Source organism: Aminobacter sp. DSM 101952, from assembly GCF_001424795.1.
GTDB lineage: Bacteria > Pseudomonadota > Alphaproteobacteria > Rhizobiales > Rhizobiaceae > Aminobacter > Aminobacter aganoensis.
Genome location: NZ_LMCL01000032.1, coordinates 156,233 through 181,348 on the forward strand (window position 1 = coordinate 156,233; position 25,116 = coordinate 181,348).

The following is a 25,116-nucleotide window of genomic DNA, read 5'->3' on the forward strand; positions in this document are numbered from 1 at the left end:
TGCTAGTGACCAAACCAAGCGAAAATCGCACCGTTGAACTGGCTACCCAGCAGGGCTTGCTGCTAAGCGCTTGGGAAAGCGTGATGGAGAAGTCTTCGGCCATCTATTTGAGTGGACCAATTACAACTGGGCCACGATTCGTCCAGTGGCACGCTCTCGAAGGGCATCTGCTCGACAGTACAGGGGAAGAGTACCGCAAAGAACTTGGACATCATGTAATTGCTCCGAATAGCGCAGATATTCAGAAGGAAGCAGGTCGTCTGCGTCGACAGTACAGAGTTCCGGTCTTAGAGCCTGCGACCTTGAACGTCTCAGGCTGGCGGCAGAACGATTACCTTTCGCTCTGGAACAAAGTCATCGAGACGCTCGTGGCACGTATGATCATGATGCCGGGTTGGCAGTACAGCTTTGGATGCGCAACTGAAATAGCCAGTGCTTTTCGAGCGGGTATACCAGTTACCACAATCGATGGAATTCATATCACACCCCGCAAAGCTAGAAATTTATTACAAGTTGCAGCACATGAACTAAAAAGCACATCACTTGATCCTCTTCGGTCTTCCATCGCCGATTTTGCTGATAGTATAGAGGCGATTTCTAAAAATCGCACCCAGAATATCTTGGGGAACCTGCAAACAGTACGAAAAGATCAATCCCTCGACAGACTTGCCGACCTTATTAACGTAGCCCAGTTCGTTAGTTTCTCCCCCGACCGCGGAAAACTTCAACAGGAGTACTCCCGCGTGATTGGGTACTCACCGAACAAAAAGTTTGCCAGTACCCGACATGCTCTCGGCACGCTCCTTGAACGAAGCCCGGATGGATCCATCAACCTGCGCAGCTACACTCCGGACAGTCCCCAGAGCCGCGAGTTTATTTATGGCATTCGTTCGCTTGAAGAAGCCGTCGGCTCCGCAGAGCGACTCGGCAGTGAGGGCCTGTATGTCATCGCCAATGAAACGGTAGACGTCAGCGACGGGGGCGTTTCTGGCGTCGCTCTGGCAGAAGTTGTAGAATTCACACCTGACGACACGCCTCGGGGTGTTGAGAAGCCCGGCACCGCATCACTTCCTTTTGGGTGGGCGAATGATCTTTTAGCGACCGTCTACGGCTTCGTTCCCGACATCGCAGTTCCGGACGGCTTTCGGCTCGAGTTCAGCGTACATCCAAAGCCGAGGGGATGGCGCGCATCCCACACCCTAGGATGGGAATTGGGCGCCGACCCTACCGTCGAACTCTCCCCAAGGCTCACTTGGCCAAACAACTTCAGTCGGATGATTGGTGACAAGACGTATGGATTGCTTATTGCCAATCTAGCAGGACTTCCAGTCCCATACACCGAAGTTATCAGTCGACGTATAGCGCCTTTCGCGTTTGGCCGACGCACCGGTCACCTCGAACACTGGTTACGCACGAGCCCTCGCGAACAGGTTCCAGGGAAGTACACCACTATCAAGGGATGGATGGATCCGTTCGCATTGCTCCAAGCTGAGGATCCGGAAAATAGCAGTATTGCCTCAGTGCTGTCCCAAGCTGCTATCGGCGCGGTCTATTCTGGCGCTGCCATAGTAGGCTCAGACGGGCGTTTGATAATCGAGGGAAATGAAGGCGAGGGTGACCGCTTCATGATGGGAGAAAACCGCCCCCAACTTCTACCTACGGATGTAAAAAATGCTGTGCTTGAACTGTATGCCAGCGCAGAGCGAGTACTCGGACCAGTCAGATTTGAATGGGTATATGACGGGCAGCAAGTTTGGGTCGTACAATTACACCGCGGTGTTACGCAGAGCCTAGCTAGCACGATTGTGCCAGGTGAAGCAGGACACTGGGTGCTTTTTGACGTCAGCAGGGGGCTCGCTGCCTTGAGGACGACCATTGAAGGCCTTTCGCCGAATGAAGGCCTGTCGTTCATTGGAGACGTGGGACTGACAAGCCATATCGCCGATGTTGTGCGAAAAGCTGGTGTGCCCACGCGCATATCGAGTACTGCCTAGCGGTCACACTCTGGTCACACTCGACTTAGGATCTGCGGTTGCGTTGGGCATTTGCGCCAACCCGCAATAACCTGTAGAAGCGCATAAGCAGCTGAATTCTTAGGTCTTTTGGAGGCGCCCCCATCGGATGGGCGTGTAGCTCAGCGGGAGAGCACTGCATTGACATTGCAGGGGTCACAGGTTCAATCCCTGTCACGCCCACCATCCAAACTCAAAACGGCACAAGCCAACGCCGATGTCCGCATGGCCGCGATCCGGCAAGCGCCGGCTGGCGCTCGCCTGTTGCCCGACGCTTCAGTCCTATGCCGCCCGATAGTCCGGCGCGCTTGCCAGGTAGCCTGCATAGGCGTCGGCGTTTGGCGGGGTAAAGTTTTCAGCCAGTGCGTTGCGTCGCCGCTTTCTGGCGCCGATGTCGGCCAACAACTCGTCGAAGTGCTTGAAATGATACGGCGCCACGCACAGGCCGCCATAGACGCCGGCCGCCGGCCGGTCGTTGCGTTTCCAGTGCAGCATCATGTCGATGTTGTCGTTCATTTCCTGGCGCGTCGGCTGGCGCCCCAGCATGCCGTCGGCGTAGCGCACCAGCCAGGTGCCGGCGAGCTCGGCGCTCAGCACCGTGCAGAACGACGAGTTGAAGCCGACGAAGCCCATGTCGGGCAGATCGGGATTGGCGATGACCCGGTAGAGCCTGTACTGCCCGTCGGGCTCGACCAGCTTGCGCCGGTACTCTTCCGGCAGGAACGGCACGCCGGATTTCCAGCCCACCGCAAGGAGCGCCATGTCGGCCGCCACGCGCTCGCCGCCCGACAGAATCACCGTACCCGGCTCGTAGCTCGCGATCGTGCCCTGGATCGCCTTGATTCGCCCGTCCGCCACCATGTCGAAGAAGCCCGGCGTGACGATCGGGACCGAGCAGTTGATGGTCGATTCGATCGGCTTGGTCGGCCTGAGCCCGGTCTTCTTCAATTTGAGCTGCAGCGAGAGCAGGCTTTCGAGCGCCCGCCAGTTGGCCCAGACGAACGGCTTGGCGACGCTGTGCGCGAGCCGCGCCAGCAGCGGCTGGTCCCAGTTCGGGAACATCACCTCCTGGGCACGGACATAGAGGATGCGCTTGAAGTTGATCAGGCCGCCGATGAAATACGGGATGCGCCAGACCGGCTCGAGATAGACGATGGTGACGCCGCTGGCCCCGGAATGGACCGCATTGACGGCGATGTCGGTGGCGGACTTCGAAAAGCCGAGCACGACGACGCGCTTGCCCTTCACGGTGGCGGAATCGGTGTATTCCGAGGAGTGGAGCACCTGGCCGCCGGCTGCGGTGAAATCATCCTGGCCCGGATGCACGAGTTCGCGTTTTTCGCTGAAATTGCCGGTGCAGACCGCGACGAAGTCGAAATCCTCGCTCGCCACGTTTCCGCCTGCGGCAAGCTCGACGCTCCAGCCCCTGGCTCCTTGCCGCCGCTGCATCGAAACCACCTTGGTGCGGTAGCGGATGAGCGGCACCAGCCCGTTCCGCTCGGCATAGGTCCTGAGATAGGCGTGGACCTGCGTGCCCTTGGGCCATTCCGGATAGTCGTCCGGCATCGGCATCGAGGTGTAGCGATAAAGATCCTTGGGGCTTTGCGTCTGGACCTCGGGATAGGAGCGCGACGGCTCCCAGACACCACCCAGGTCGTCGCCGCGTTCGACGATGTGGACCTCGTGGCCACGTAGCCTGAAGGCATGCGCAGCCGCGAGCCCGCTCACGCCCGCGCCGACGACGCAGACTTTCTTCTTCTCGACCATTTGCTTTTCCTTGTCGTCAGGACGCGGGCTCGCCCGCGCACGCGACAGATGTCGCGTGCGCCCGAACGAGCGGCGGCGTGTGATCCGGTGGTTTAGTCGTTGGCTTCCGGCGGCAGGAAGTTAACTTCGTGCTGGGCCGAGACCTTCACCACCTCGGCCGGGTCGGCGAGGTTGTCGAGCTTATTGAACAGCTCTTCCAGCATGCCCGCCGGCGACACCCAGAACAGGGCCTTGGTAGGCTTGTCGGACTTGTTGAAATAGCCGTGCGGGATGCCGCGCGGCATGCGCACAAGGTCGCCCGCCTTGGCCTTGACCCATTCGCCGTCGAGCTTCAGGTCGAGTTCGCCTTCCTGCACCAGGATGAACTCTTCCTGGGTCGGGTGAATGTGCACGGGCACGAACTGGCCCGGCTCGCTGTTGGTCTCGAAGGCGAAGGTGGAATCGCACACCGCCTTGGGAAAATAGACCTGTCCAAGGATGTTCCAGGTCTTGCCGGCATAGCCGTCGCCCTTGCGCGTGATGCCCTTGGCGAGTTCCTTGCTCATTTCATGTTCCCTCTGTTCGAAGGACCTGCCCAGGGCGGCCCTTTCATTTGTTCCACCCCAAAGAGTGCTGCAGAGATCGCAGAGACACTAGCCGGAATGCGCGGCGACTATCCACAAAACGCAAAAATGCGGCAGCGCGGATGCATTGCCCTTCATTTTCATTGGCAGCCGCAAGATCGGTGCTAGTCTGCCGCATGCTGATGGAAGAGGCGTCCGTTCGAAGGGTCCCGCTTTCCGATCATGTCTTGTTTCAGTCGAACGATCTCGACTGCGCCAGGGAGCGGGTCGCCCAGAAGTTCTGCAATCACCGACTGGACATCATCGGTGATCGAAAACCGTTTCGCGTCACGCACAATCATGCCCCCGGCGAGATGATCTCGCTGAACTACATCAGCTACGGCGCCGACGTGCTGATCGACCCGGGCGAACTTGGCGACTTCTATCTGATCCAGATGCCGGTTTCGGGCACGGCGACCGTCCGCAACGGCAGCCAAGAATTCCTCACCGACCGCAGCATCGCCTCCGTGCTCAACGCCGACCTGGCGACGAGGATGAAGTGGTGGCAGGGCTGCGCCCAGTTGCTCATCCAGGTGCGCAAGGCGCCGCTGCATGCTTTCGCCATGCGCCTGCTCGACCGCGATATACCGGGGCCGCTGATCTTCGATCCGCTCGTCGATTTTTCGCGGCCCGAGATGCAGGCATGGCGCCGCCTGGCCAACTCGCTGTTCCAGGCCGCGGAGATGAGGCCAGCCTCGGCCGGTTCAGGCATCCAGAACGTGCTCTACGAACAGCATCTGCTGGAGCTGTTCCTGCGCAGCCAGCCCAGCAACATGAGCCTGTTCTTCGATGACCACAGGCAGGGAGCCGCCCCCCGCCATCTCAAGCGCGCCGAGGAATTCATCCGCGCCCATGCCGCCCTGCCGATCGGGTTGCACGAGATCGCCGGGGCCGCCGGCGTGGCGCCGCGGACGCTGCAACTCGCCTACCGGAACGCCTTCGGCATCTCGCCGCTGCGCGCGCTGACGCGCGAGCGCATGCGCCGCGCCCGCTTCGACCTGGTGGCAACCGAAGCCACCGTCACCGATGTCGCGCTGAAATGGGGCTTCACCCATTTCGGCCGCTTCGCCGCCGAATACCGCCATGAGTTCGGAGAGCTTCCGCGCGAGACGCGGCAGGCGCGGCACGGCCTGGGCCGTGCCGGGCATGAACTGGCCTGAACCTCCGCCCCGCTAGGTTTTGGCCGGTTCGGCGGAAGCGGCCGGGCGCAGCGTCTGCTTGCGACCGGTAGGCTCGTAGGCGAACGCGTCGACGACGCGGCCACCGAGCAGGTGCTCGGCAACGATGCGGTCGATGGCCGCCTCCGTGACGCCGCCGTAATAAGTGCCTTCGGGATAGACCTGGATAACAGGGGCCAAGTTGCACGGGCCGAGGCAGGTCGACTTGCAGCTCATGGTGCCGTCGCCGGTCGTGCGCAGCTTCTGGCGGTCCTGATGGTTGCGCAGATGGCCCCAGATGAGATCGGCGCCGGCGGCGTTGCACGGCCCGCCCTGGCAGACCAGCACGCGGCGCTTCTGCGCCGGGACCAGCGAACCTTCCGGCACCAGCCTTTCGGCGGGCGGCACGGGAGCGGCAGCCTGCGCGCCTTCGACGAGCCCGGCCATGAGGGCGGCAAGAAGCGGACTGTCGGCGAGGCCCTGGGCGATCCTGACCTGGGGCCACGCCACGCCGTCCTCGGCCTGCCAACGGCGCAGCGACTTGGTGAGCCAGGCGGTGAAGCTCGGCTCGATGGGCAGCATCAGCGGCAAAATGAGCACATCGGAGGCGCCGGCCGCGCGCAATGAACCAAGCGCCTCGCGCAGCGACGGCGTGCCTTGCTCGGTGAAGCCGAAACTGGCACCGGCGACGCCCCGCAGCGCGGCTACCAGATCGGCAAGCTGTTGCATCTGCCTGTAGGGCGCGGCGGCAAAGGCCGATTTGGCGACCAGCAGCACGTGCCTTTGCGGCGCGGCATTGTTTTCGGTTGTGTTCGACACCTGCAATCCCTGACCAGCCGTGGCGGGATTGCGGCAACGCAGGCAGAAGCCGGCGCCGGGATGGCAACCGTTTCAACCGCGCTCCAGTGGTACACCCCGCCCACGGAACCTCACATGGTCAGGCAGGTCTCCTGGCTCGCGGGTCGTTGCTTCATCGCCCGTCTTCCCGGCATCCATGCCAGTGACGTGGTGGGCAATGTGGCTATTCACCATTGGGGCATAAACTTTCCCGAAAGCGGACACCGCTTTCCGAAAAACATGTCCCGACCGCTCACAGTTGCGGGGCAGCTTCGGCTTTGACCGAATTCCCTCTTAGCTCCCGCCCGGAGGCGGGAGAACCATAACCGTGCGGCAAGCTATAGGCGCGCGCCGCCAAGTCAAGCGGCTATTCGGCAGCCTCGGCGAAGGCCGCCGGCACGTAGTTGAGGATCGGCGCGAGCCAGCGCTCGGCCTCCTGGAGCGACATGCCCTTGCGCCTGGCATAGTCCTCGACCTGGTCGCGCTCGACCTTGGCGACGCCGAAATAATAGCTCTCGGGGTGCGCGAGATAGAGGCCCGACACCGACGAGCCCGGCCACATCGCCATGCTTTCGGTCAGCGCCACGCCGGCGTTGCTTTCGGCATCGAGCAGCCTGAACAGCGTCGTCTTCTCGGTGTGGTCCGGCTGCGCCGGGTAGCCCGGCGCAGGGCGGATGCCGTGATAGGCCTCGCCGATCAGTTCGTCGCCCGACAGGTTTTCGTCTGTGGCATAGCCCCAGAACTCCTTGCGCACGCGCTCGTGCATGCGCTCGGCAAAGGCCTCGGCGAAGCGGTCGGCCAGCGCCTTGACCAGGATCGAGGAATAGTCGTCGTTGGCGCGTTCGAAGCGCTCGGCAATCGCCACTTCCTCGATGCCCGCGGTCACCACGAAGCCGCCGACATAGTCGGCCTTGCCGCTGTCGAGCGGCGCGACGAAGTCGGACAGCGCGACATTCGGCCTGCCGTCGCGCTTGGTCAGCTGCTGGCGCAGGGTGAAGAAGCTCGCAAGTTCCTGCTTGCGGCTGTCATCCGTGAACAGCCTGATGTCGTCGCCGACGACATTGGCCGGCCAGAAGCCGATCACCGCCCTGGGTGCGAACCACTTCTCATCGATGATCTTCTTCAACATCGCCTGGGCATCTTCGAACAGCTGGCGCGCCGCCGGGCCCTGATGCTCGTCTTCGAGTATCTTCGGATAGCGGCCCTTCAACTCCCAAGTCTGGAAGAACGGCGTCCAGTCGATGTAGCGGGCGAGCTCGGCGAGGTCCCAGCTCTCGAACACTTTGGTTCCGAGGAAGCGCGGCTTCGGCGGCGCGTAGCCGGTCCAGTCGACCTTGTGCGCATTGGCGCGGGCCTTTGCCAGCGGCAGCCGCTGCTTGTCGGCCTCCGAGCGGGCATGGGCGTCGGCGACCTTCTTGTACTCCGCCTGCACGGTTTCGACGTAGCCGCCCCTGGCCTCCGGCGAAAGCAGGTTGGAGACCACCCCGACCGCCCGGCTGGCATCGGTGACATAGACTGCCTGGCCGCGCTCGTAGCGCGGATGGATCTTCACCGCCGTGTGGACGCGGCTGGTGGTGGCGCCGCCGATCAGCAGCGGAATGTCGAAGCCCTCGCGCTCCATTTCGGCGGCGACATGCGCCATCTCGTCGAGCGACGGCGTAATCAGGCCGGAGAGGCCGATGATGTCGACCTTCTCGTCCTTCGCGACCTGCAGGATCTTGGTTGCCGGCACCATGACGCCGAGATCGATGATCTCGTAGTTGTTGCAGGCAAGGACCACGCCGACGATGTTCTTGCCGATGTCATGGACGTCGCCCTTGACCGTCGCCATCAGGATCTTGCCGGCGCTCCGGCGCTCGCCGGTGTCGATGCCCTTGGCGGCGTTGGCGGCCTTTTCTGCCTCCATGTGCGGCAGCAGCCCGGCCACCGCCTGCTTCATGACGCGGGCCGACTTCACCACCTGGGGCAGGAACATCTTGCCGGCGCCGAACAGGTCGCCGACGACGTTCATGCCGGCCATCAGCGGTCCTTCGATGACATGCAGCGGACGCTCCGCCTTCAGCCTGGCCTCTTCGGTGTCGGCGTCGATGAACTCGGTGATGCCGTTGACCAGCGCGTGGCTGATGCGCTGCTCGACCGCCCAGTCGCGCCAGGCGAGGTCGCGCTCCTTGGCTTCCTTGCCGGCCGTGCCCTTGTAGCGCTCGGCCAGTTCGAGAAGGCGTTCGGTCGCCGTGCCGCCGGCCTTGGGCAGCCGGTTGAGCACGACGTCCTCGCAGGCTTCGCGCAGTTCCGGATCGATCGATTCATAGACCGCCAGCTGGCCGGCATTGACGATGCCCATGTCCATGCCTGCCTGGATGCAGTGGTACAGGAACACGGCATGCATCGCCTCGCGCACGGGTTCGTTGCCGCGGAACGAGAAGGACAGGTTGGACACGCCGCCCGACACGTGGACGTGCGGTAGGGTGCGGGTGATCTCCCGCGTCGCCTCGATGAAGTCGACGCCGTAATTGTCGTGCTCCTCGATGCCGGTGGCCACCGCGAAGATGTTGGGATCGAAGATGATGTCCTCGGGCGCGAATCCGGCCTGCTCGGTCAGCAGCTTGTAGGCGCGGGTGCAGATCTCGACCTTGCGCGCCTTGGTGTCGGCCTGGCCCTGCTCGTCGAAGGCCATGACGACCACGGCTGCACCATAGGCGCGGCACAGGCGTGCGTGATGCAGGAAGGCTTCCTCGCCTTCCTTCATCGAAATGGAATTGACAATCGCCTTGCCCTGCACGCACTTCAGCCCGGCCTCGATGACGTCCCACTTGGAGCTGTCGATCATGACCGGCACGCGCGCGATATCAGGTTCGGCGGCGATCAGGTTGAGATACTCGACCATCGCCTTCTTCGAATCGATCAGGCCCTCGTCCATGTTGATGTCGATGATCTGGGCGCCGTTGGCGACCTGGTCGCGCGCGACTTCGAGCGCCGCCGCATAGTCGCCCGCCGTGATCAGCTTGCGGAACTTGGCCGAGCCGGTGACGTTGGTGCGCTCGCCGACATTGACGAACGGGATCTCGTCGGTGAGCGTGAACGGCTCGAGGCCCGACAGCCGCATCTGCGGCTTCAGTTCCGGCAATTGCCGCGGCGGATGCTTGGCCACCGCTTCGGCGATGGCCCGGATGTGCTCCGGCGTCGAGCCGCAGCAACCGCCGGCGACGTTGATCAGGCCTTCCCTGGCGAACTCCTCGACCTGGGCGGCCATGAATTCCGGGCTCTCGTCATACTGGCCGAAGGCGTTGGGCAGGCCGGCATTGGGATAGGCGCAGGTGAAGGCCTCGGCGACGTCGGACAATTCGGACAGATGCGGCCGCATGGCATTGGCGCCGAGCGCGCAGTTCAAGCCGACGGTGAACGGGTTGGCGTGGCGCACCGAGTTCCAGAACGCTGTCGGCGTCTGGCCGGACAGCGTTCGGCCGGAAAGGTCGGTGATGGTGCCGGAGATCATCACCGGCAGGCGCACGCCCTTTTCGATGAAGATCTCCTCGCAGGCGAAGATCGCCGCCTTGGCGTTCAGCGTGTCGAAGATGGTCTCGATCAGGATGATGTCCGAGCCGCCGTCGATCAGGCCGCGCAACTGCTCGCCATAGGCGATGCGCAGGTCGTCGAAGCTGACGGCGCGGTAGCCGGGATTGTTGACGTCGGGCGAGATCGAGGCGGTGCGGTTGGTCGGCCCGAGCGCGCCGGCGACGAAGCGGCGCTTGCCGTCCTCCTGCTGGGCGCGGATCGCCGCGCGGCGCACCAGCCGCGCACCGTCGCGATTGAGCTCGTAGACCATGTCTTCCATGCCGTAGTCGGCCTGGGCGATCGAGGTCGACGAAAACGTGTTGGTCTCGATGATGTCGGCGCCGGCCTTGGCGTATTTGTAGTGGATCTCCTCGATCGCCCTGGGCTGGGTCAGGATCAAGAGGTCGTTATTGCCCTGCTGGTGGCAGGCGCAACCGCCGAAGCGGTCGCCGCGGAAATGGTCCTCATTGAAGCCCAGGCCCTGGATCTGGGTGCCCATGGCGCCATCGAGGACGAGTATGCGTTCGCGTGCCGCCGCCTTGAGCGCAGCCATCACCTCCGCCCCATCCGACTTGGCGGACACGGCTCCGAAAAGAGCGTCGAGGGGGGAAGCGTTTTGCGACATTTTAAGTCCTTTCGGCGACAAAGCCGTCAGGTCACATAAAGACATCTTTATGTCAATATGTCGATAGCCCAAACAAACGCAATTGTCGCCCCGTCCGGCCCTGTCGGCGTCCGTGCCGGCTGGCCCAACTCTTTGTGCAGGACGGCCAACGCATCGGCTTCCACGGCTGCAGACGTTGACAATTTGGAAGGCTTTTTCGGTCCATTGCCACTTCTGGTAGCGGCGCAAACTGGGTTGCATTCTCGGGAGTACGTGCAAGTTGGCCATGCAAGCAAGACAGGTCGGGCAACGCGGTCTGAACGGCCATCTCTTTGCGCTGGCGCTGGTCTGCCTCCTCCCCGTCGTCGCGATCTCCGGTCTCGCGGTCTGGCACGCCGGACACGCCTACAAGAAGACGGCCGTCGCCAGGCTGAACGACACCGCCCGCACGCTCGCCGGCGCCATCGAAGGCGAATTGCAAGGGCGCATCGCCACCTTTGCGGCCCTGGCTTCGTCCTGGGAGCAGGCTCCCGCAGATTCGTCGCCGATGCCTGCAGACGTCGCCTCCAGGATCGGCTTTGGCGGGGACGTGGCGCTGGTCGAGGAGGAACGGGCGGACTATCTGCCGGCGGTCGCACCGACCGTGGCGGGGGCTGCCCTGGCCGCCTTGCAGAGCCAGGCACCTGTCATCTCGAACATCGTCATCAAGGAAAACAAGCCAGTGCTGTCGCTGGCCCTGCCCGTCGCCGGCGCCAACGGCGACCGTGCCGCATTCGTCCTCTCGACCTCCCCCACCGAGCTCGTGCAGACACTTCAGCGAGGGGAGCGCTCGCTGACCGACATCCTCGTTGCCGTGACCGACGGCAACGGCCGCATCGTCGCCCGCTCGCGAAATCCGGAGAAGTACGTCGGCGAGCTCGTTCCCGACTGGCCGAAGGTTGAGGCGAAGAGCACCGATTCCGGGCTGTTCGAGGCAAAGACGATCGAAGGTTTTCCGATCGTGCTGTCGTATCACAAGCTGCAGGGCACCCCGGGCTGGGTGGTCGTCGTCGGCGAGCCTGTCGGCGTTTTCACCGCGCGCTGGCGCGACCCGATCATGGGACTCCTGCTCGGCGCAACCGTGGCGATCTGCCTGGCGCTGGCCATCGCCGTCTGGCTCGGCCGCCGCATCCTCCAGCCGGTGCAGGCGCTGGTCGCGCACAGCAATGCCATCGCCGAAGGCTCCCAACCCGGCAATCCGGTGCCGCCGTCATCCATCCGCGAGTTCGAGATCCTGAGGCTCAGCTTCGAAAGGGCCGAAAAGGCCCTGCGCAACGAAAAGCATCGCTACCGCGTCATCGCCGAGGCCGGCGCCATCGTGCTTTGGCGGCGCTCGATGGCAGACGGGGTCGGCTCGGCCACCGGCTGGGAGCAACTGACCGGCAGGCCTGCAAGCGAGGTCGTGGGTCAGGACTGGGTCGATGCCATCCATCCCGAGGACAGGCCGGTGACGTCGGCCGCCTGGGGCAAGGCCATGGCCGAGACGACGCCGCTGGATGTCGAGTTCCGCCTGAAGGTGCAAGATGACCGCTGGCTTTGGGTGCGCTCGCAGGGCTCTCCGGTCATCGGCGACGATGGCAATGTCAGCGAATGGGTCGGGGTCATCGAGGACATTGATGCGCGCAAGCGCGACGAGGCCCGCATCGCCCACATGGCCCATCACGACGGGCTGACCGGGCTCGGCAACCGCACCCTGTTCCGGCAGCGGCTCAAGGCCGCGGCGGAACAGGCAGCCGGCACGATGCAAAGCGCCCTGCTCTGCCTCGACCTCGACAGGTTCAAGCAGGTCAACGATACGCTTGGCCACCCTGTCGGCGACGCCCTCCTGTGCGTGGTCGCCGACAGATTGCGAAACTGCACCGACGCTGCCGATTGCGTCGCCCGCATCGGCGGCGACGAATTCTCGATCGTTCAGATGGACGCCAACCAGCCAGAGGCCGCCGGAGCGCTTGGCACCAGGCTGGTCGAAGCGCTGTGCGAGCCCTACGACATCGACGGCCACGAGATCGTCATTGGCGCCAGCGTCGGCATCACGCTGCTGGACGGCGAGCGCAAGGATATCCGGACCTATCTCAAGCGCGCCGACCAGGCCCTCTATCGTGCCAAGGACCTTGGCCGCGGACGCATCGCCTTTTTCGAGCAGGACGAGCTTCTCGCGCAGATGTCGCGTCTGGTCGAGCGCGACAAGGCAACCCAAGCCCCCCTGCAAGATAGCGCCCGCGTTTCGGGCTAGGCATCGCCCGGCGCATGCCGGAGCCGCACCGCCTTACCGCACCTCGGCGCGCGCCCTTGGCCTGATATCGTTGCGCTCGTGGGCGAAGATCGCAGCCGGCAGCGGGTCGCGGTTGCGGATGATGTCGGCGCCCTTTTCGCCGACCATGATCGTCGGCCCGTTGGTGTTGCAGGACGGCACGCGCGGCATCACCGAGCTGTCGCAGACGCGCAAACCCTGGATGCCGTGCACCTTGAGCTCGAGGTCGACGACGGCCATGCCGTCGGTGCCCATCTTGCAAGTGCCGACGGGATGATGGTCGGTCTTGGCGTTGGCGCAGCCATAGTCGAACAGCTGGTCTTCCGTCACCACATTCGGCCCGGGCAGCCGCTCGGCCAGCACGAACGGCTTGAGGGCTGCCTGCTGCATGATCTCGCGCGCGACCCTCAGGCCTTCGATCGACATCTTGCGGTCGTGCGGGTCGGCCCAGTAGTTCGGGTCGATCAGCGGAGCCGCCGCCGGATCGCTTGAAGCCAGCCGCACCGTGCCGCGCGAACGCGGGTGCAGATAGGCCGAATTCAGCGTCACCCCGGCATTCTTGAGCCGGGCGACACCGGCCTCGATGCCGGAGCCCAAGCCAAGATGGAACTGGATGTCGGGCGAACGCGCTTCGGGATCGGCATACCAGAATCCGCCCGTCTCGAAGAGGCTCGACGTCACCGGGCCGGTGCGGAACAGCACATATTGCAGCCCGGCCCACAGCGTGCGGTGCAGCTTGGCGACGTTGTCGTAGGTGTGGTCGCCGGTGCATTCGGAGATGACGAACAGGTCGAGATGGTCCTGCATGTTCTCACCGACGCCCTTGAGGTCGTGCACGACAGGCACGCCGACGCTCTTCAGGTGGTCGGCCGGGCCGATGCCCGACTGCAGCAGGAGCTTCGGCGAGCCGATGGCGCCCGAGGACACCAGCACCTCGCGCTCGGCACGAATGATCTCGGTACCGGTGCCACGCGCCACCTCGACACCCACGGCCCTACCCTTTTCGACCACGATGCGATTGACCCGCGCGCCCATGCGGACGGTCAGGTTGCGGCGATCCTTGATCGGCGAAAGATAGGCCATCGCGGCGGACGAACGGCGCTTGTTGCGCTGGGTCAGCTGGTAGAAGCCGACGCCGGCCTGCTGGCGGCCGTTGAAATCGTGGTTGTAGGGGATGCCCAGCTCCTGCCCGGCGCGGATATAGGCATCGCAGATCGGCAACGCCGCCGACGGCATCGACACGCCCAGCGGCCCGCCATAGGAATGGTAGTCGTCGGCAAAGCGCTGGTTGTCCTCGCAGCGCTTGAAATAGGGCAGCACCGAGCGGTAGTCCCAGCCGGTGCAGCCGTCCTCCTGGGCCCAGAGATCGTAATCCACCGCGTTGCCGCGCGTGTAGAGCTGGGCGTTGATGCTGGAGCCGCCGCCGATCACCTTGGCCTGGGTGTAGCGCAGCACGCGGTTCTTCATGTGCTTTTGCGGCACGGTTTCCCAGCCCCAGCTGGCCACGCCCTTGGTCATCTTGGCAAAGCCCGCCGGCATGTGGAACAGCGGGTTCCAGTCGCCGCCGCCCGCTTCGAGCAGCAGCACGCGCACATCCGCGTCCTCGCTCAGCCGGTTGGCCAGCACGCAGCCGGCGGGGCCTGCACCTGTGATGATGTAGTCGTAGGTCATCCCGAAAACTCTCAGAGACGCGCGACGGACAATGCGCCGTCGGCCTTGATGATGGTGCCCGTGGCAAAGCCGAAGCTGCCGCCGGCAAGGGCTGCCGCGATGCGGCCGATGTCGTCGGGCTCGCCCCAGCGCCCGGCCGGCACCAGCCCGTCGCCGATCAGCCGGTCGTATTTGTCCTGGACCTTGGCCGTCATGTCGGAGCGGATGATGCCGGGGCGGATCTCGAACACGTCGATGCCGGAGCTCGCCAGCCGGAGCGTCAGGCCTTGGGTGAACGCGGCGAGGCCGGCCTTCGACATGCAGTAGTCGAGCCGCTCCGGCGAGGTCATCTCGGCCGAGATCGAGGTGATGTTGATGATCGAACGCCGCTGGCCCGGCTGCGACATGGCCAGCATCGCGCGCAGCACGGCCTGGGTGAAGAACACCGTGCCGCGCAGATTGACCGCCATGATGGCATCGAAATTCTCGGGCGTGAGGTCGAGGAAGTCGCCCCGGACTTTCGAGGCGATGCCGGCATTGTTGACCAGGCAGTCGAGACGCCCGAAATGCTCGACGATCCTTTCGACCGTACCGGCTTGCCCCGTGATGTCGGCGAGGTCGGAGGCAACGAACAGCACTTTTGCCCCATGCTTCTCCAGCCCCGACACCGCCTCGGCGGCGGCCTCGTCTTCCTCGCGGTCGGTGATGGCGAGGTCGAAGCCCGCTTCGGCCAACGCCTTCGCCACGGCAAGCCCGATGCCCCGGCGCGCGCCGGTCACCAGCGCCACGGGTTTCGCCTCCGCGCTCATGCCGCCAGGTCCTTCCGCGCGATGTGGTCGGCGACGCGCAGCGCCTGGGCGGCGATCGTCAGCGCCGGATTGACCGCCGCCGAGGTCGGCAGGAAACCGGCGTCGACGACGAACAGGTTCTGGTGGTCGAAGGCGCGGCAGAAGACGTCGAGCGGCGCCTGCTTGGGGTCGGTTCCTATACGGACCGTGCCGCACTGGTGCGACGGCGTGCGCTTGTCGAAGGCGCGGGAGACGACCACCGGAAACCCGGCGCTGCGCAGCACCTGCTTGAGCTTGGCCACCAGCCGCTCATGCGCCTCCCAGTTGCTGCGCACCCATTTCAGCACGATGCGGTTCCCGTCGACCATGATGCGGCTTTCGGGCGATGGCAGGTCCTCGCTCATGGCGTAGAAGTCGATCGAATGCGCGGTCACGCGGTTGAGCAGCCATTCCGGAACGGCAGGCATCGAGCCCTTCAGGATCGTTCCCGAAATGCGCCCGAGCAGTTGCACGTTGCCCAACGGCGGCCCGCCCTCGCCGTCGGAGAGGTAGAAATCGTTGAAGCCAAAAGTCTTCTGGTAGACAGAGTCGTTGCGGAACCAGGGGCTCATGGCGATCACCGCCGTCGAGTTGTGGTTCATGAAGTTGCGCCCGACCTGGTCGGAGCGATTGGCGAGCCCGTTGGGGTTGCTGTCATTGGCCGAGCGCAGCAAAAGCACGGCCGACTGCACCGCGCCCGCCGACAGGATCACCAGCTTCGGCCGCAACACAGCTGCCTCGCCGTTGCGCATGTAGTGAACGGCAGCTATGCGCCCGTCCGGGCCCGCCTCCAGCCGCGTCACGCGCGAGCCGGTCTGCAGCTTCACATTCTGATACTTCAGCGCCGCCGCCAGTGCCGTCGTCTCGGCGTCCATCTTGCCGTCGAAGCTGTTGGGATTGCGCGTCCCACGGCGTCTTGCCCTTGGCCAGCCAGCGCTCGATGTCGACGCCAAGCGGCAGCGAAAACGGGTGCACGCCCTTGGCCTTCAGCCTCGCCCGCACCTTCGAGATCGCCGGCTCGTCGGCAACCGGCTTCAGGCCATAGGGCTGCGAATGCACCGGCTCGGTCCGGTCCTCGCCGAGCGTGCCGTGCACCTGGTACAGGGTCTCGGCGAGCCCGTACCACGGCTCCAGTTCCTCATAGGCGATCGGCCATGCCGGCGACACACCGTCGAGATGCTGCATCTCGTCAAAGTCCTCGCGCCGGTAGCGCGTCAGCACGGCGCCGTAGAACTTCGAGTTGCCGCCGACATTGTAGTAGTTGCCGGGGTTGAAGCCGGTGCCGTCGGCCTCGTACCAGGTTTCGTCGGGGCGAAAGTGCCCGCGCTGGAAGATGGCGCGCTGGTCGCGGTTCTCCGGCCGGTCCTCGATATGGCCGCCGGCTTCGAGGATCAGGATTTCGGCACCGGTCGCGGCGAGCCCGGCGGCCACCGTCGCCCCGCCGACCCCCGAACCGATGATGACGATGTCAGGCTGTCGGGACATGTCAGGCGATGCGCAACTGGCTCTTGGGGTCGAAGAACACCGCCTTGTCCAGGTTGAAGGCGAGCCTGGTCTTCTGGCCGGCATGAATCGCCGCATCGGCACGCAGCCGCGCCACCACTTCCTTGCCACCGAGCTTGGTGACGGCGAACGTGTCGGAACCGGCGGGCTCGACCACCTCGATCAGGCATTCGCCCTCGGCCAGCGACTTGGCGTTGCGGTCGGCACCGTCAGGGTCGGTCAGCGCTTCCGGGCGCACGCCGAAGATGATCTCCTTGCCCGAATAGGCGCCGAGCGCGCCATTGGCCATCTTGATCGGCAGTGCCAGCGGCTTGTCGCTCGGCCGGTCGAGCACGACGTTGAGCCCGCCCTCGCCGCCTTCGAGGCGCGCGCTCAGAAGGTTCATCGCCGGCGACCCCATGAAGTCGGCGACGAACATGTTGGCCGGGCTGTTGTAGATCTCGGCCGGCGTGCCGAACTGCTGCAGCAGGCCGTCCTTGAGCACGGCGATCTTGGTCGCCAGCGTCATAGCCTCGATCTGGTCGTGGGTGACGTAGACGATCGTCGTCTTCATGCGCTGGTGCAGGCGCTTGATCTCGGTGCGCATGTCGACGCGCAGCTTGGCATCGAGGTTGGACAGCGGCTCGTCGAACAGGAACACCTGCGGGTTGCGCACCAGCGCCCGGCCCATGGCGACGCGCTGGCGCTGGCCGCCGGAGAGCTGGCTCGGCTTGCGGTCGAGCAGGTGCCCGATCTGCAGGATGTCGGCCACCTGCTTGATCGCCTTCTCGCGCTCGTCCTTGGGCACGCCGCGGATTTCCATGCCGAACGCGATGTTCCCGGCCACCGTCATGTTCGGGTAGAGCGCATAGGACTGGAACACCATCGCGATGTCGCGCTTCGACGGATGCAGCCCGGCGACCGAATTGCCGTTGATGGCGATGTCGCCCGAGGTGATCGGCTCGAGCCCGGCGATCGTGTTGAGCAGCGTGGACTTGCCGCAGCCCGACGGGCCGACGAGCACCAGGAAGCCGCCCTTGTCGATCTCGATGTTGATGTCCTTGAGAATCTCCACCTGGCCGTAATTCTTGTAGAGATTGCTGATCTTGAGAAACGACATGGGCTTACCCCTTGACCGCGCCGGCCATCAGGCCGCGCACGAAGTAGCGTCCGGAGACGATGTAGACGATGAGGGTGGGCAGGGCGGCGAGGATCGCCCCGGCGAAGTGGACGTTGTATTCCTTCACGCCGGTCGACGAGTTGACGAGATTGTTCAACGCCACCGTGAGCGGGATCGAATTGAAGCCCGAGAATGACGAACCGAACAGGAAGTCGTTCCAGATGTTGGTGAACTGCCAGATGACGGTGACGACGATGATCGGGCCCGACGACGGCAGCAGGATGCGGCGGAAGATCTGGAAGAAGCTGGCGCCGTCGATCTGCGCCGCCCGCACCAGTTCGGTCGGGAACGCCTCATAGTAGTTGCGGAAGAACAGCGTGGTGAAGCCGAGGCCGTAGATGGCGTGGATCAGCACCAGCCCGGTGATGGTGCCGGCAAGCCCGGTCATGCCGAGGATGCGCGCCGACGGGATCAGCACGATCTGGAACGGGATGAAGCAGGCAAGCAGCATCAACCCGAAGACGATGTTGTCGCCCTTGAAGCGCCATTTGGTCAGCACATAGCCGTTGAGCGCACCGAGGATCGTCGACAGCGCCACCGCCGGCACGACCATCATCACCGAGTTCAGGAAATACGGCTTCAGGCCCGTCGGCTGCACGCCGATCTGCGCCGTCGACCATGCCGACAGCCAGGGCGCGATGGTCCATTGCTGCGGCAGCGCCAGCATGTTGCCCTGGCGGATCTCGTCCAGCGGCTTCAGCGAATTGACGACCATCACATAGAGCGGCAGCAGGTAGTAGACCGCAAACAGGATGAGCACGGCATAGATCAGCGCGCGGACGAAAATGCCGTTGCGGGTGGCGACGTCCTGAGAAGCGGCGCTCATTTCTTCTTCCCCCCGAGTTCGGAGTAGAGATAGGGCACGATGATGGCGAAGATCATCATCATCATGATGATCGCGGACGCGGCACCCATGCCCATTTCGTTGCGGCCGAAGGTGAATTTCTGCATGAACAGCGCCGGCGTCCACGTTGCCGTGCCGGGTCCGCCGTCGGTCATCGCCACCACTAGGTCGTAGGACTTGATGGCGAGGTGGGCGAGCACCACGAAGGCCGACAGGAACACCGGCCGCATCAGCGGGATGATGATCCGGCGGTAGATGGTCAGCGTCGAGGCGCCGTCGATCTGGGCCGCCTTGATGATCTCGTTGTCGACGCCGCGCAGGCCGGCGAGGAACATCGCCATGACGAAGCCGGACGACTGCCAAACCGCCGCGATGACGATGGTGTAGATCGCCATCTGGCCCTCCTTGATCCAACGGAACGAGAAGCTCTCCCAGCCCCATGACTGCATCACGTGCTCGAGGCCGATGCCGGGGTCGAGGAACCATTTCCACGCCACGCCGGTGACGATGAAGGACAGCGCCATCGGGTAGAGATAGATCGGCCTGAGGAAACCCTCGCCGCGGATCTTCTGGTCGAGGAAGATCGCCAGCGCCAGTCCGATGAAGCTGCAGATGACGATGTACAGCACCGAGAAGATGGCGAGGTTCTTCAGCGCCGTGATCCAGTTGGGATGGTTGAACAGCCTGACATAGTTGTTCAGGCCGACCCAGGTCGAAAAGTCGGGCAAGAGCTTCGAACCGGAAAACGACAGGAATGCCGTGAAGACGATGAAGCCGTAGACAAAGATGAGGATCAACGCGAAGCTTGGCGCCAGGACGATCTTCGGCAGAAGGTCCTGCAGCGTCGCGCGCGGGTTCGTTACCGCGCGGGGTGCGGTCGTGGTGAGTTCGGCCATGCGTCGATCTCCAATCATTCCCTGGTAGCGCCGCCCCTCATCCGCCCTGAGTTCATCGAAGGGCCGGACCTTCTCCCCGTGAAAGACGGGGAGAAGGAGTAGGCTCCGGCGTTGATGCCCCCTCTCCCCGTTGTTCACGGGGAGAGGGTAAGGGTGAGGGGCAGTTTGGCGCCGTCTCAGCCCTTGGCAGCGGCAACCGCTTCGGCCAGCGCCGTGGCGGCAGCCTTGGAGTCGAGCTCGCCGTTGAAGTGGCGGGTGACGACGTCGTAGAGCGCGTTCTTCACCGCGGCCGGTGCGGCATAGCCATGGGCCATCGAGCCGAACAGCTTGCCGCCGGAACTGGCTTCGGCCAGGTCCTTGATGCCCTTCTTGCCGCAATCGTCGAAGGCGGTGTCCGGCACGTCGGTGCGCGCCGGCACCGAGCCCTTGACCACATTGAACGACGACTGGAAGGCCGGGTCCTCGATGTCGGCAGCCATCTGCAGCTGCGCCTTCTTCTTGTCGTCGCCGACCTTGAACATCATGAACATGTCCGAGTTGAAGGTGACAGCGCCCTGCGTGCCGGGGAAGCGGATGCAGACGAAGTCGGTGCCCGGCTTCTGGCCGGCCTTCAGGAACTCGCCCTTGGCCCAGTCGCCCATCATCTGCATGCCGGCCTTGCCCTCGATGACCATCGCCGAGGCAAGGTTCCAGTCGCGGCCTGAGAAGTCCTTGTCGACATAGCTCTTGAGCTTGGTCATGCGGTCGAAGGCCTCGACCATCTTGTCGCCGCCCAGCGCCGCCGGGTCGAGGTCGATCATCGACGACTTGTAGAAGTCGGTGCCGAGCGACAGCACGACGGCGTCGAAGATGGTGGCATCCTGCCAGGCCTGGCCGCCATGGCCGAGCGGCGTGATGCCGTTGGCCTGCATCTTGTCGAGCACGGCGACCAGTTCGTCCCAGGTCTCGGGCGCCTTGCCGCCGGCAGCATCGAGCGCTTTCTTGGAGATCCAGACCCAGTTGGTCGAGTGCACGTTGACCGGTGCTGCGATCCACTTGCCGTCATGCTTGGCGAAGTTCTGCAGCGCCGCCGGAACGACCTTGTCCCAGCCTTCCTTGTCGGCCACTTCGCCGAGATCGCCGACGACGCCCTGGTTGGCCCAGTCGGTGATGTCGAATCCAAGCGCCTGCACGGCGGTGGGCGGATCGCCTGCGGTGACGCGGGCGCGCAGCGCGGTCATCGCCGCTTCACCGCCGCCGCCGGCCACCGGCATGTCCTTCCAGGTCACGCCCTGGCTTTCGAGGTTCTTCTTGAGAACGTCGAGGGCGGCAGCCTCACCACCCGACGTCCACCAGTGCAGCACTTCGACGCTTTCCTCGGCATGCGCCATCGGCATCGGCGCGGCAAACAGTGCCGCAACAGCTGCCGTACTCATCAAAAACTTACGCATTCCAGTTCCTCCCGGGTTGCAAGTTCCTCACGCATCATTGCGTGACATAAGTTCCCCTTGGCCCCGCCTCGGGGAATTCCTCCTCAGGTCCGCGCCTCCTTCGGCATCCAGTGGCCGGTGCGCGGTCCGATATGCATGTTGAGCGTCTTGGTCTCGGTGTAGTCCTCGACCGCGTGGCGGCCGAGTTCGCGGCCGATGCCCGACTGGCGGTAGCCGCCGAAGGGCAGCTCCGAGGCGCCGTCCATGAAGGTGTTCATCCAGACGGTGCCCGCGCGGACTTTCCGCCCGACCGTCAGGCAGGTGTCGAAGTCGCGGCTCCATACGCCCGCCGACAGGCCATAGTCGATCGAATTGGCGATGCGGATCGCCTCGTCCGTGGTCTCGAAGGCAAGCACCGAAAGCACCGGTCCGAACACCTCCTCTTTCGCCACCGCCATGTCGGGGGCGACCGACGACAGGATCGTCGGCTCCATGAACTGGCCGAGGCCGAGATCGGCGGCAGACCCGCCGATGGCGACATTCGCGCCGTTCGCGCTCGCACCTTTCACGTAAGTGACGATCTTCGCAAGATGCTGCGGCGTGATGATAGCACCAACCTGCGTCGCCGGGTCGAGCGGATCGCCGACCTTGACCTTGGCCGACAGGGCCGCGACGCGGCCCGTCACCTCGTCGGCGATGTCGCGATGCACGATCAGACGCGAGCCGGCATTGCAGCATTCGCCGGCGTTGAAGTAGGCGCCGAACACCGCCGCATCGACGAAGTCGTCGAGATTGGCGTCAGGAAACACGATCTGCGGGTTCTTGCCGCCGAGTTCCAACGATACCTTCTTCAGCGTCTGCGCTGCGTTGGCCATGGTCAGTTTGCCGATGCCGGTCGAGCCGGTGAACGACACCATGTCGATGTCGGGGTGGCTGGTCAGCGGTGCGCCCGCCTCCGGGCCGGTGCCGACGATGATGTTGACGACGCCTGCCGGCACGCCGGCGGCCTCCAGGATTTCGCCCAGCACCAGCGTCGAACCCGACGTCAGCTCCGACGGCTTGACCACCGCCGTGCAGCCGGCGGCGAGCGCAAATGGCAGTTTCTGGCTGACGATCAGGAACGGGAAATTCCACGGCGTGATGATCGACACCACGCCGACCGCCTCGCGCAGCACGACGCCCAGCGTGCCGTCGCCCAGCGTGTTGTAGCTTTCGCCATGCAAGTCGCGGGCGAGCGCCGCAGCATAGCGCCAGATGTCGGAAGCGCCGCCGAGTTCGCCCTTGGCCTGCGAGATCGGCTTGCCGGATTCGATGCAGTCGAGGAAGGCGAGTTCGTCGGCACGTTCGTCGATGATGTCGGCGGCGCGCAGCAGGATGCGTGAGCGCTCGGCGCCGGTCATGCGCGACCAGTGGCCGTCGTCGAAGGCCTTGCGCGCCGACGCGATGGCGCGGTTCGCGTCCACGGCGGTCGCGGCCTGATAGCGGCTGACCACAGCGCCATGGCCGGGACTGGCGCGCTCGATGGTCCTGCCTTCGGCACCGGCGGTCCATTTGCCGTCGATCAGCATCTGGAACTCGCGGACCTTGAAGCCGACGAGCGGCTTGGGGCGCATCAGGACCGTCATCACCATTCTCCTGCAAATTTGGCGGCACGCTTCTCGCTGAAAGCCGCAAGCCCTTCCTTGAGGTCGCCGGTCTTGGCCACGAGGATCGAACCCAGCGCCTCGACGGCGGTGCCATTGTCTTCGCCGCTGGCGGTCGCGATCATCAGTTTTGCGACCTCGACTGCCGCTGGACCGCGGACCGCGATCCGCGCCGCATAGTCGCGCGCAGCAGCCACTGCCCCGCCGGTCTCGACGACATGGTCGACCAGCCCGAGCGCCGCCGCCTCGTCGGCGGAAAACACCTCGCCGCCCAGCGCCATGCGCCGCACCACTTGTGCACTGGTTCGGCGCACCAGCCGCTGCGTACCCGACCAGCCCGGCACCATGCCGAGCCCGGTTTCAGGCAGGCCGATCTTGACGTGGCGCTCGGCGATGCGGATGTCGGCGGCGATCGCGAGTTCCAGCCCGCCGCCCAGCGCATGGCCGTTGATGGCGGCGATCAGCGGCACGCGCAAAGTCGCCAGGCGCTCGAACACACGATGGCCGAAGCGCACCCAGGCATGGCCGAATTCATTGGCCGTCATGCCGCCCCAGGCCTTGATGTCGCCTCCGGCCGAGAATGCCTTGCCCTCGCCGGTGAGGATGGCGACGCGGATCTCCGCATTGGCCTCGACCTCGTCGCAGGCTGCCGACAGCGCCTTCAGCATGTCGATGTCGAAGGCGTTGAGCTTGTCCGGCCGGGCCGCCGTGATGACCGCAATCTGCCCGTCGAATTCGACCTTGATGCGCTGGTCAGCCATGGACGACCTCCAGCTTTCGCACCGGCCTGCGCGGCAGCTTGAGGCCGATCGGCGCCTCGGCGAACAGCGCCGCATCCATCTGCTTGAGCTTGTCGGAAACGATCAGCGGGAACTCCGACTGGTCGAGGATATGTGCCTGCAGGTCGACACCCGGCGCGATCTCGGTCAGCACGATGCCTCGGGGCGTCAGCTTCATGACGCATCGCTCGGTGACATAGGTGATGTCCTGTCCCTGCTCGACGCCGCGGCGGCCCGAGAAGGTGACGTGCTCGACCTCGTTGACCAGCTTCTTGAGCTTGCCTTCCTTCTCGACCACCAGCTTGCCGGCCTCGATGCCGAGCCTGGCGCCGGCATTGAACATGCCGGAGAACACGATCTTTTTCGCCCGCGCCGTGATGTCGACGAAGCCGCCCGCCCCCGCCGTCACATGCGGCCGGAAGCTAAGCTTGGAGACGTTGACCGAGCCGCTACGGTCGATCTCAAGGAACGACAGCAGCGAGGCATCGAAGCCCGCGCCCTGGAAATAGGTGAACTGGTAGGGCGACGGCATGAAGGCGTCGGCATTCGACGCGCAGCCGAAGGCGAAGTCGAGCAGCGGCACGCCGCCGACCGCACCTTGCTCGATCACCCAGGTGACGTCGCCATGCAGTCCCTCTTCGAGCAGGATGCGCGGCACGTTGGCCGAGATGCCGAAGCCGAGATTAACCGCACTGCCCGCCTCAAGCTCCTGCGCCACGCGGCGCGCGATGACCTTCTGGATATTGAATTCGGGCACGCGAAAACTGTCGAGCGGCCGCATGATCTCACCCGAGATCGCCGGGTCGTAGGCCGTCTGCGTCGTCTGCTTCTGCTCGGGGTCGACGACGATGTAGTCGACAAGCATGCCGGGCACCCGCACGTCATGGGGACGAAGCGAGCCGTCCTTGGTGATGCGCTTGACCTGGGCGATGACGATGCCGCCATTGTTGCGGGCGGCGAGCGCCTGGTCGAGCCCGCCGAGATAGGCACCTTCATGCTCGTAGGTCAGGTTGCCGCGCTCGTCCGCCGTGGTTGCCCGGATGATCGCCACCTGCGGCTTGATGACAGGGAAGAAAAGCCAATCCTCGCCCTCGAAGCTGACCTTCTTGACCAGCGGCTCGGCCGCGGCGCGCGCATTCATGGCGCAGCCCTGTTGTTCCGGATCGACGAAGGTGTCGAGCCCGACCTTGGTCATCACGCCCGGCCTTTTGGCCGCCGCCTCGCGGTGCATGTCGAACATGATGCCCGACGGCACGTTGTAGGCCGCCACCTCCTCGTTGCCGATCATCTGCCAGATCAGCGGCGGCTCGGCGCTCGACGGACCCGAGGGATAAGAGCCGCCGATGATCTTCTTCAGCAGGCCTCTCTTGGCGATGTGATCGACGCCCTTGATGCCGCTCATGTCGCCGGCGGCAATGGGGTGCAGCGTGGTCAGCTCGCGCGGATGGCCGGTCGCCTCGAAGCGCTCGCCGATCGCCTTCAGCATCAAATCGGGGCAGCCGAGCCCGCTCGACGACGACACCGAGACGATTGCACCGTCCGGGATCAGGCTTGCCGCTTGGGCAGGCGTGATGTGCTTGCCCAT

16 protein-coding genes, 1 tRNA gene, 1 pseudogene and 1 riboswitch are annotated in these 25,116 nt (G+C 64.4%); of the genes and pseudogenes, 4 read left to right on the forward strand and 14 right to left on the reverse strand.

Annotated features, from left to right (window positions below; translation table 11 throughout):
* The first annotated feature begins 5 nt into the window (after nucleotides 1-5).
* Entirely contained in the window at nucleotides 6-1,994 is a 1,989-nt protein-coding gene (locus ASC75_RS25690) for a hypothetical protein (protein WP_244487897.1), read from the forward strand.
* 129 nt (nucleotides 1,995-2,123) lie between these two features.
* A tRNA-Val gene (locus ASC75_RS20795) sits at nucleotides 2,124-2,198 on the forward strand.
* A 96-nt stretch (nucleotides 2,199-2,294) separates the two neighbouring features.
* Here the strand turns inward: ASC75_RS20795 and ASC75_RS20800 are convergent.
* Together ASC75_RS20800 and ASC75_RS20805 are read right to left on the reverse strand one after the other, a co-directional pair.
* Nucleotides 2,295-3,779 carry an NAD(P)/FAD-dependent oxidoreductase gene (locus tag ASC75_RS20800; protein ID WP_055979725.1) on the reverse strand — a complete coding sequence of 495 codons (1,485 nt, stop codon included), beginning with the start codon at nucleotides 3,777-3,779 and terminating at the stop codon, nucleotides 2,295-2,297.
* A gap of 92 nt (nucleotides 3,780-3,871) precedes the next feature.
* The gene (locus ASC75_RS20805) at nucleotides 3,872-4,324 is read right to left on the reverse strand and encodes a cupin domain-containing protein (RefSeq protein ID WP_055979729.1); all 453 of its coding nucleotides are present in this window, start codon (nucleotides 4,322-4,324) and stop codon (nucleotides 3,872-3,874) included.
* 245 nt (nucleotides 4,325-4,569) lie between these two features.
* Between ASC75_RS20805 and ASC75_RS20810 the strand changes: the two genes are divergently transcribed.
* A complete protein-coding gene (locus ASC75_RS20810; protein WP_244487898.1) occupies nucleotides 4,570-5,541 on the forward strand; it encodes an AraC family transcriptional regulator in 972 nt (323 codons plus the stop codon).
* A 12-nt stretch (nucleotides 5,542-5,553) separates the two neighbouring features.
* Here the strand turns inward: ASC75_RS20810 and ASC75_RS20815 are convergent, their stop codons facing one another.
* Complete coding sequence (locus ASC75_RS20815) at nucleotides 5,554-6,357, reverse strand: (2Fe-2S) ferredoxin domain-containing protein (protein ID WP_244487899.1); 804 nt, start codon at nucleotides 6,355-6,357, stop codon at nucleotides 5,554-5,556.
* A 103-nt stretch (nucleotides 6,358-6,460) separates the two neighbouring features.
* A riboswitch (cobalamin riboswitch) is annotated at nucleotides 6,461-6,715 on the reverse strand.
* A 27-nt stretch (nucleotides 6,716-6,742) separates the two neighbouring features.
* Nucleotides 6,743-10,552 (reverse strand): methionine synthase, encoded by a 3,810-nt coding sequence (gene metH, locus ASC75_RS20820; protein ID WP_055979740.1) that lies wholly within the window; start codon nucleotides 10,550-10,552, stop codon nucleotides 6,743-6,745.
* A gap of 265 nt (nucleotides 10,553-10,817) precedes the next feature.
* Here metH and ASC75_RS20825 point away from each other — a divergent pair, with 265 nt between their 5' ends.
* Complete coding sequence (locus ASC75_RS20825) at nucleotides 10,818-12,803, forward strand: diguanylate cyclase (protein WP_055979744.1); 1,986 nt, start codon at nucleotides 10,818-10,820, stop codon at nucleotides 12,801-12,803.
* A gap of 33 nt (nucleotides 12,804-12,836) precedes the next feature.
* Here the strand turns inward: ASC75_RS20825 and ASC75_RS20830 are convergent, their stop codons facing one another.
* From ASC75_RS20830 to ASC75_RS20875, 10 genes and pseudogenes are all read right to left on the reverse strand, one after another.
* Nucleotides 12,837-14,492 carry a GMC family oxidoreductase N-terminal domain-containing protein gene (locus ASC75_RS20830; protein WP_055979748.1) on the reverse strand — a complete coding sequence of 552 codons (1,656 nt, stop codon included), beginning with the start codon at nucleotides 14,490-14,492 and terminating at the stop codon, nucleotides 12,837-12,839.
* Between the two features lie 11 nt (nucleotides 14,493-14,503).
* A complete protein-coding gene (locus tag ASC75_RS20835; RefSeq protein WP_055979751.1) occupies nucleotides 14,504-15,280 on the reverse strand; it encodes a 3-ketoacyl-ACP reductase in 777 nt (258 codons plus the stop codon).
* A pseudogene (locus ASC75_RS20840) lies at nucleotides 15,277-16,783 on the reverse strand (GMC family oxidoreductase). Before ASC75_RS20840 ends, ASC75_RS20835 begins: the two are co-directional and overlap by 4 nt.
* A 1-nt stretch (nucleotide 16,784) precedes the next feature.
* Nucleotides 16,785-17,900 carry an ABC transporter ATP-binding protein gene (locus ASC75_RS20845; protein ID WP_055979756.1) on the reverse strand — a complete coding sequence of 372 codons (1,116 nt, stop codon included), beginning with the start codon at nucleotides 17,898-17,900 and terminating at the stop codon, nucleotides 16,785-16,787.
* A gap of 4 nt (nucleotides 17,901-17,904) precedes the next feature.
* Nucleotides 17,905-18,786 carry a carbohydrate ABC transporter permease gene (locus tag ASC75_RS20850; RefSeq protein ID WP_055979759.1) on the reverse strand — a complete coding sequence of 294 codons (882 nt, stop codon included), beginning with the start codon at nucleotides 18,784-18,786 and terminating at the stop codon, nucleotides 17,905-17,907.
* A complete protein-coding gene (locus ASC75_RS20855) occupies nucleotides 18,783-19,700 on the reverse strand; it encodes a sugar ABC transporter permease (protein WP_055979763.1) in 918 nt (305 codons plus the stop codon). The genes ASC75_RS20850 and ASC75_RS20855 overlap by 4 nt, the downstream gene beginning before the upstream one ends.
* A 176-nt stretch (nucleotides 19,701-19,876) precedes the next feature.
* Nucleotides 19,877-21,130, reverse strand: coding sequence for an ABC transporter substrate-binding protein (locus tag ASC75_RS20860; protein ID WP_055979766.1), 1,254 nt, complete (start codon nucleotides 21,128-21,130; stop codon nucleotides 19,877-19,879).
* Nucleotides 21,131-21,213: 83 nt separating this feature from the next.
* A complete protein-coding gene (locus ASC75_RS20865; protein WP_055980275.1) occupies nucleotides 21,214-22,734 on the reverse strand; it encodes an aldehyde dehydrogenase family protein in 1,521 nt (506 codons plus the stop codon).
* Nucleotides 22,734-23,513 carry an enoyl-CoA hydratase/isomerase family protein gene (locus ASC75_RS20870; protein ID WP_055979769.1) on the reverse strand — a complete coding sequence of 260 codons (780 nt, stop codon included), beginning with the start codon at nucleotides 23,511-23,513 and terminating at the stop codon, nucleotides 22,734-22,736. The genes ASC75_RS20865 and ASC75_RS20870 overlap by 1 nt, the downstream gene beginning before the upstream one ends.
* Entirely contained in the window at nucleotides 23,506-25,116 is a 1,611-nt protein-coding gene (locus ASC75_RS20875) for an acyl CoA:acetate/3-ketoacid CoA transferase (protein ID WP_055979772.1), read from the reverse strand. Before ASC75_RS20875 ends, ASC75_RS20870 begins: the two co-directional genes overlap by 8 nt.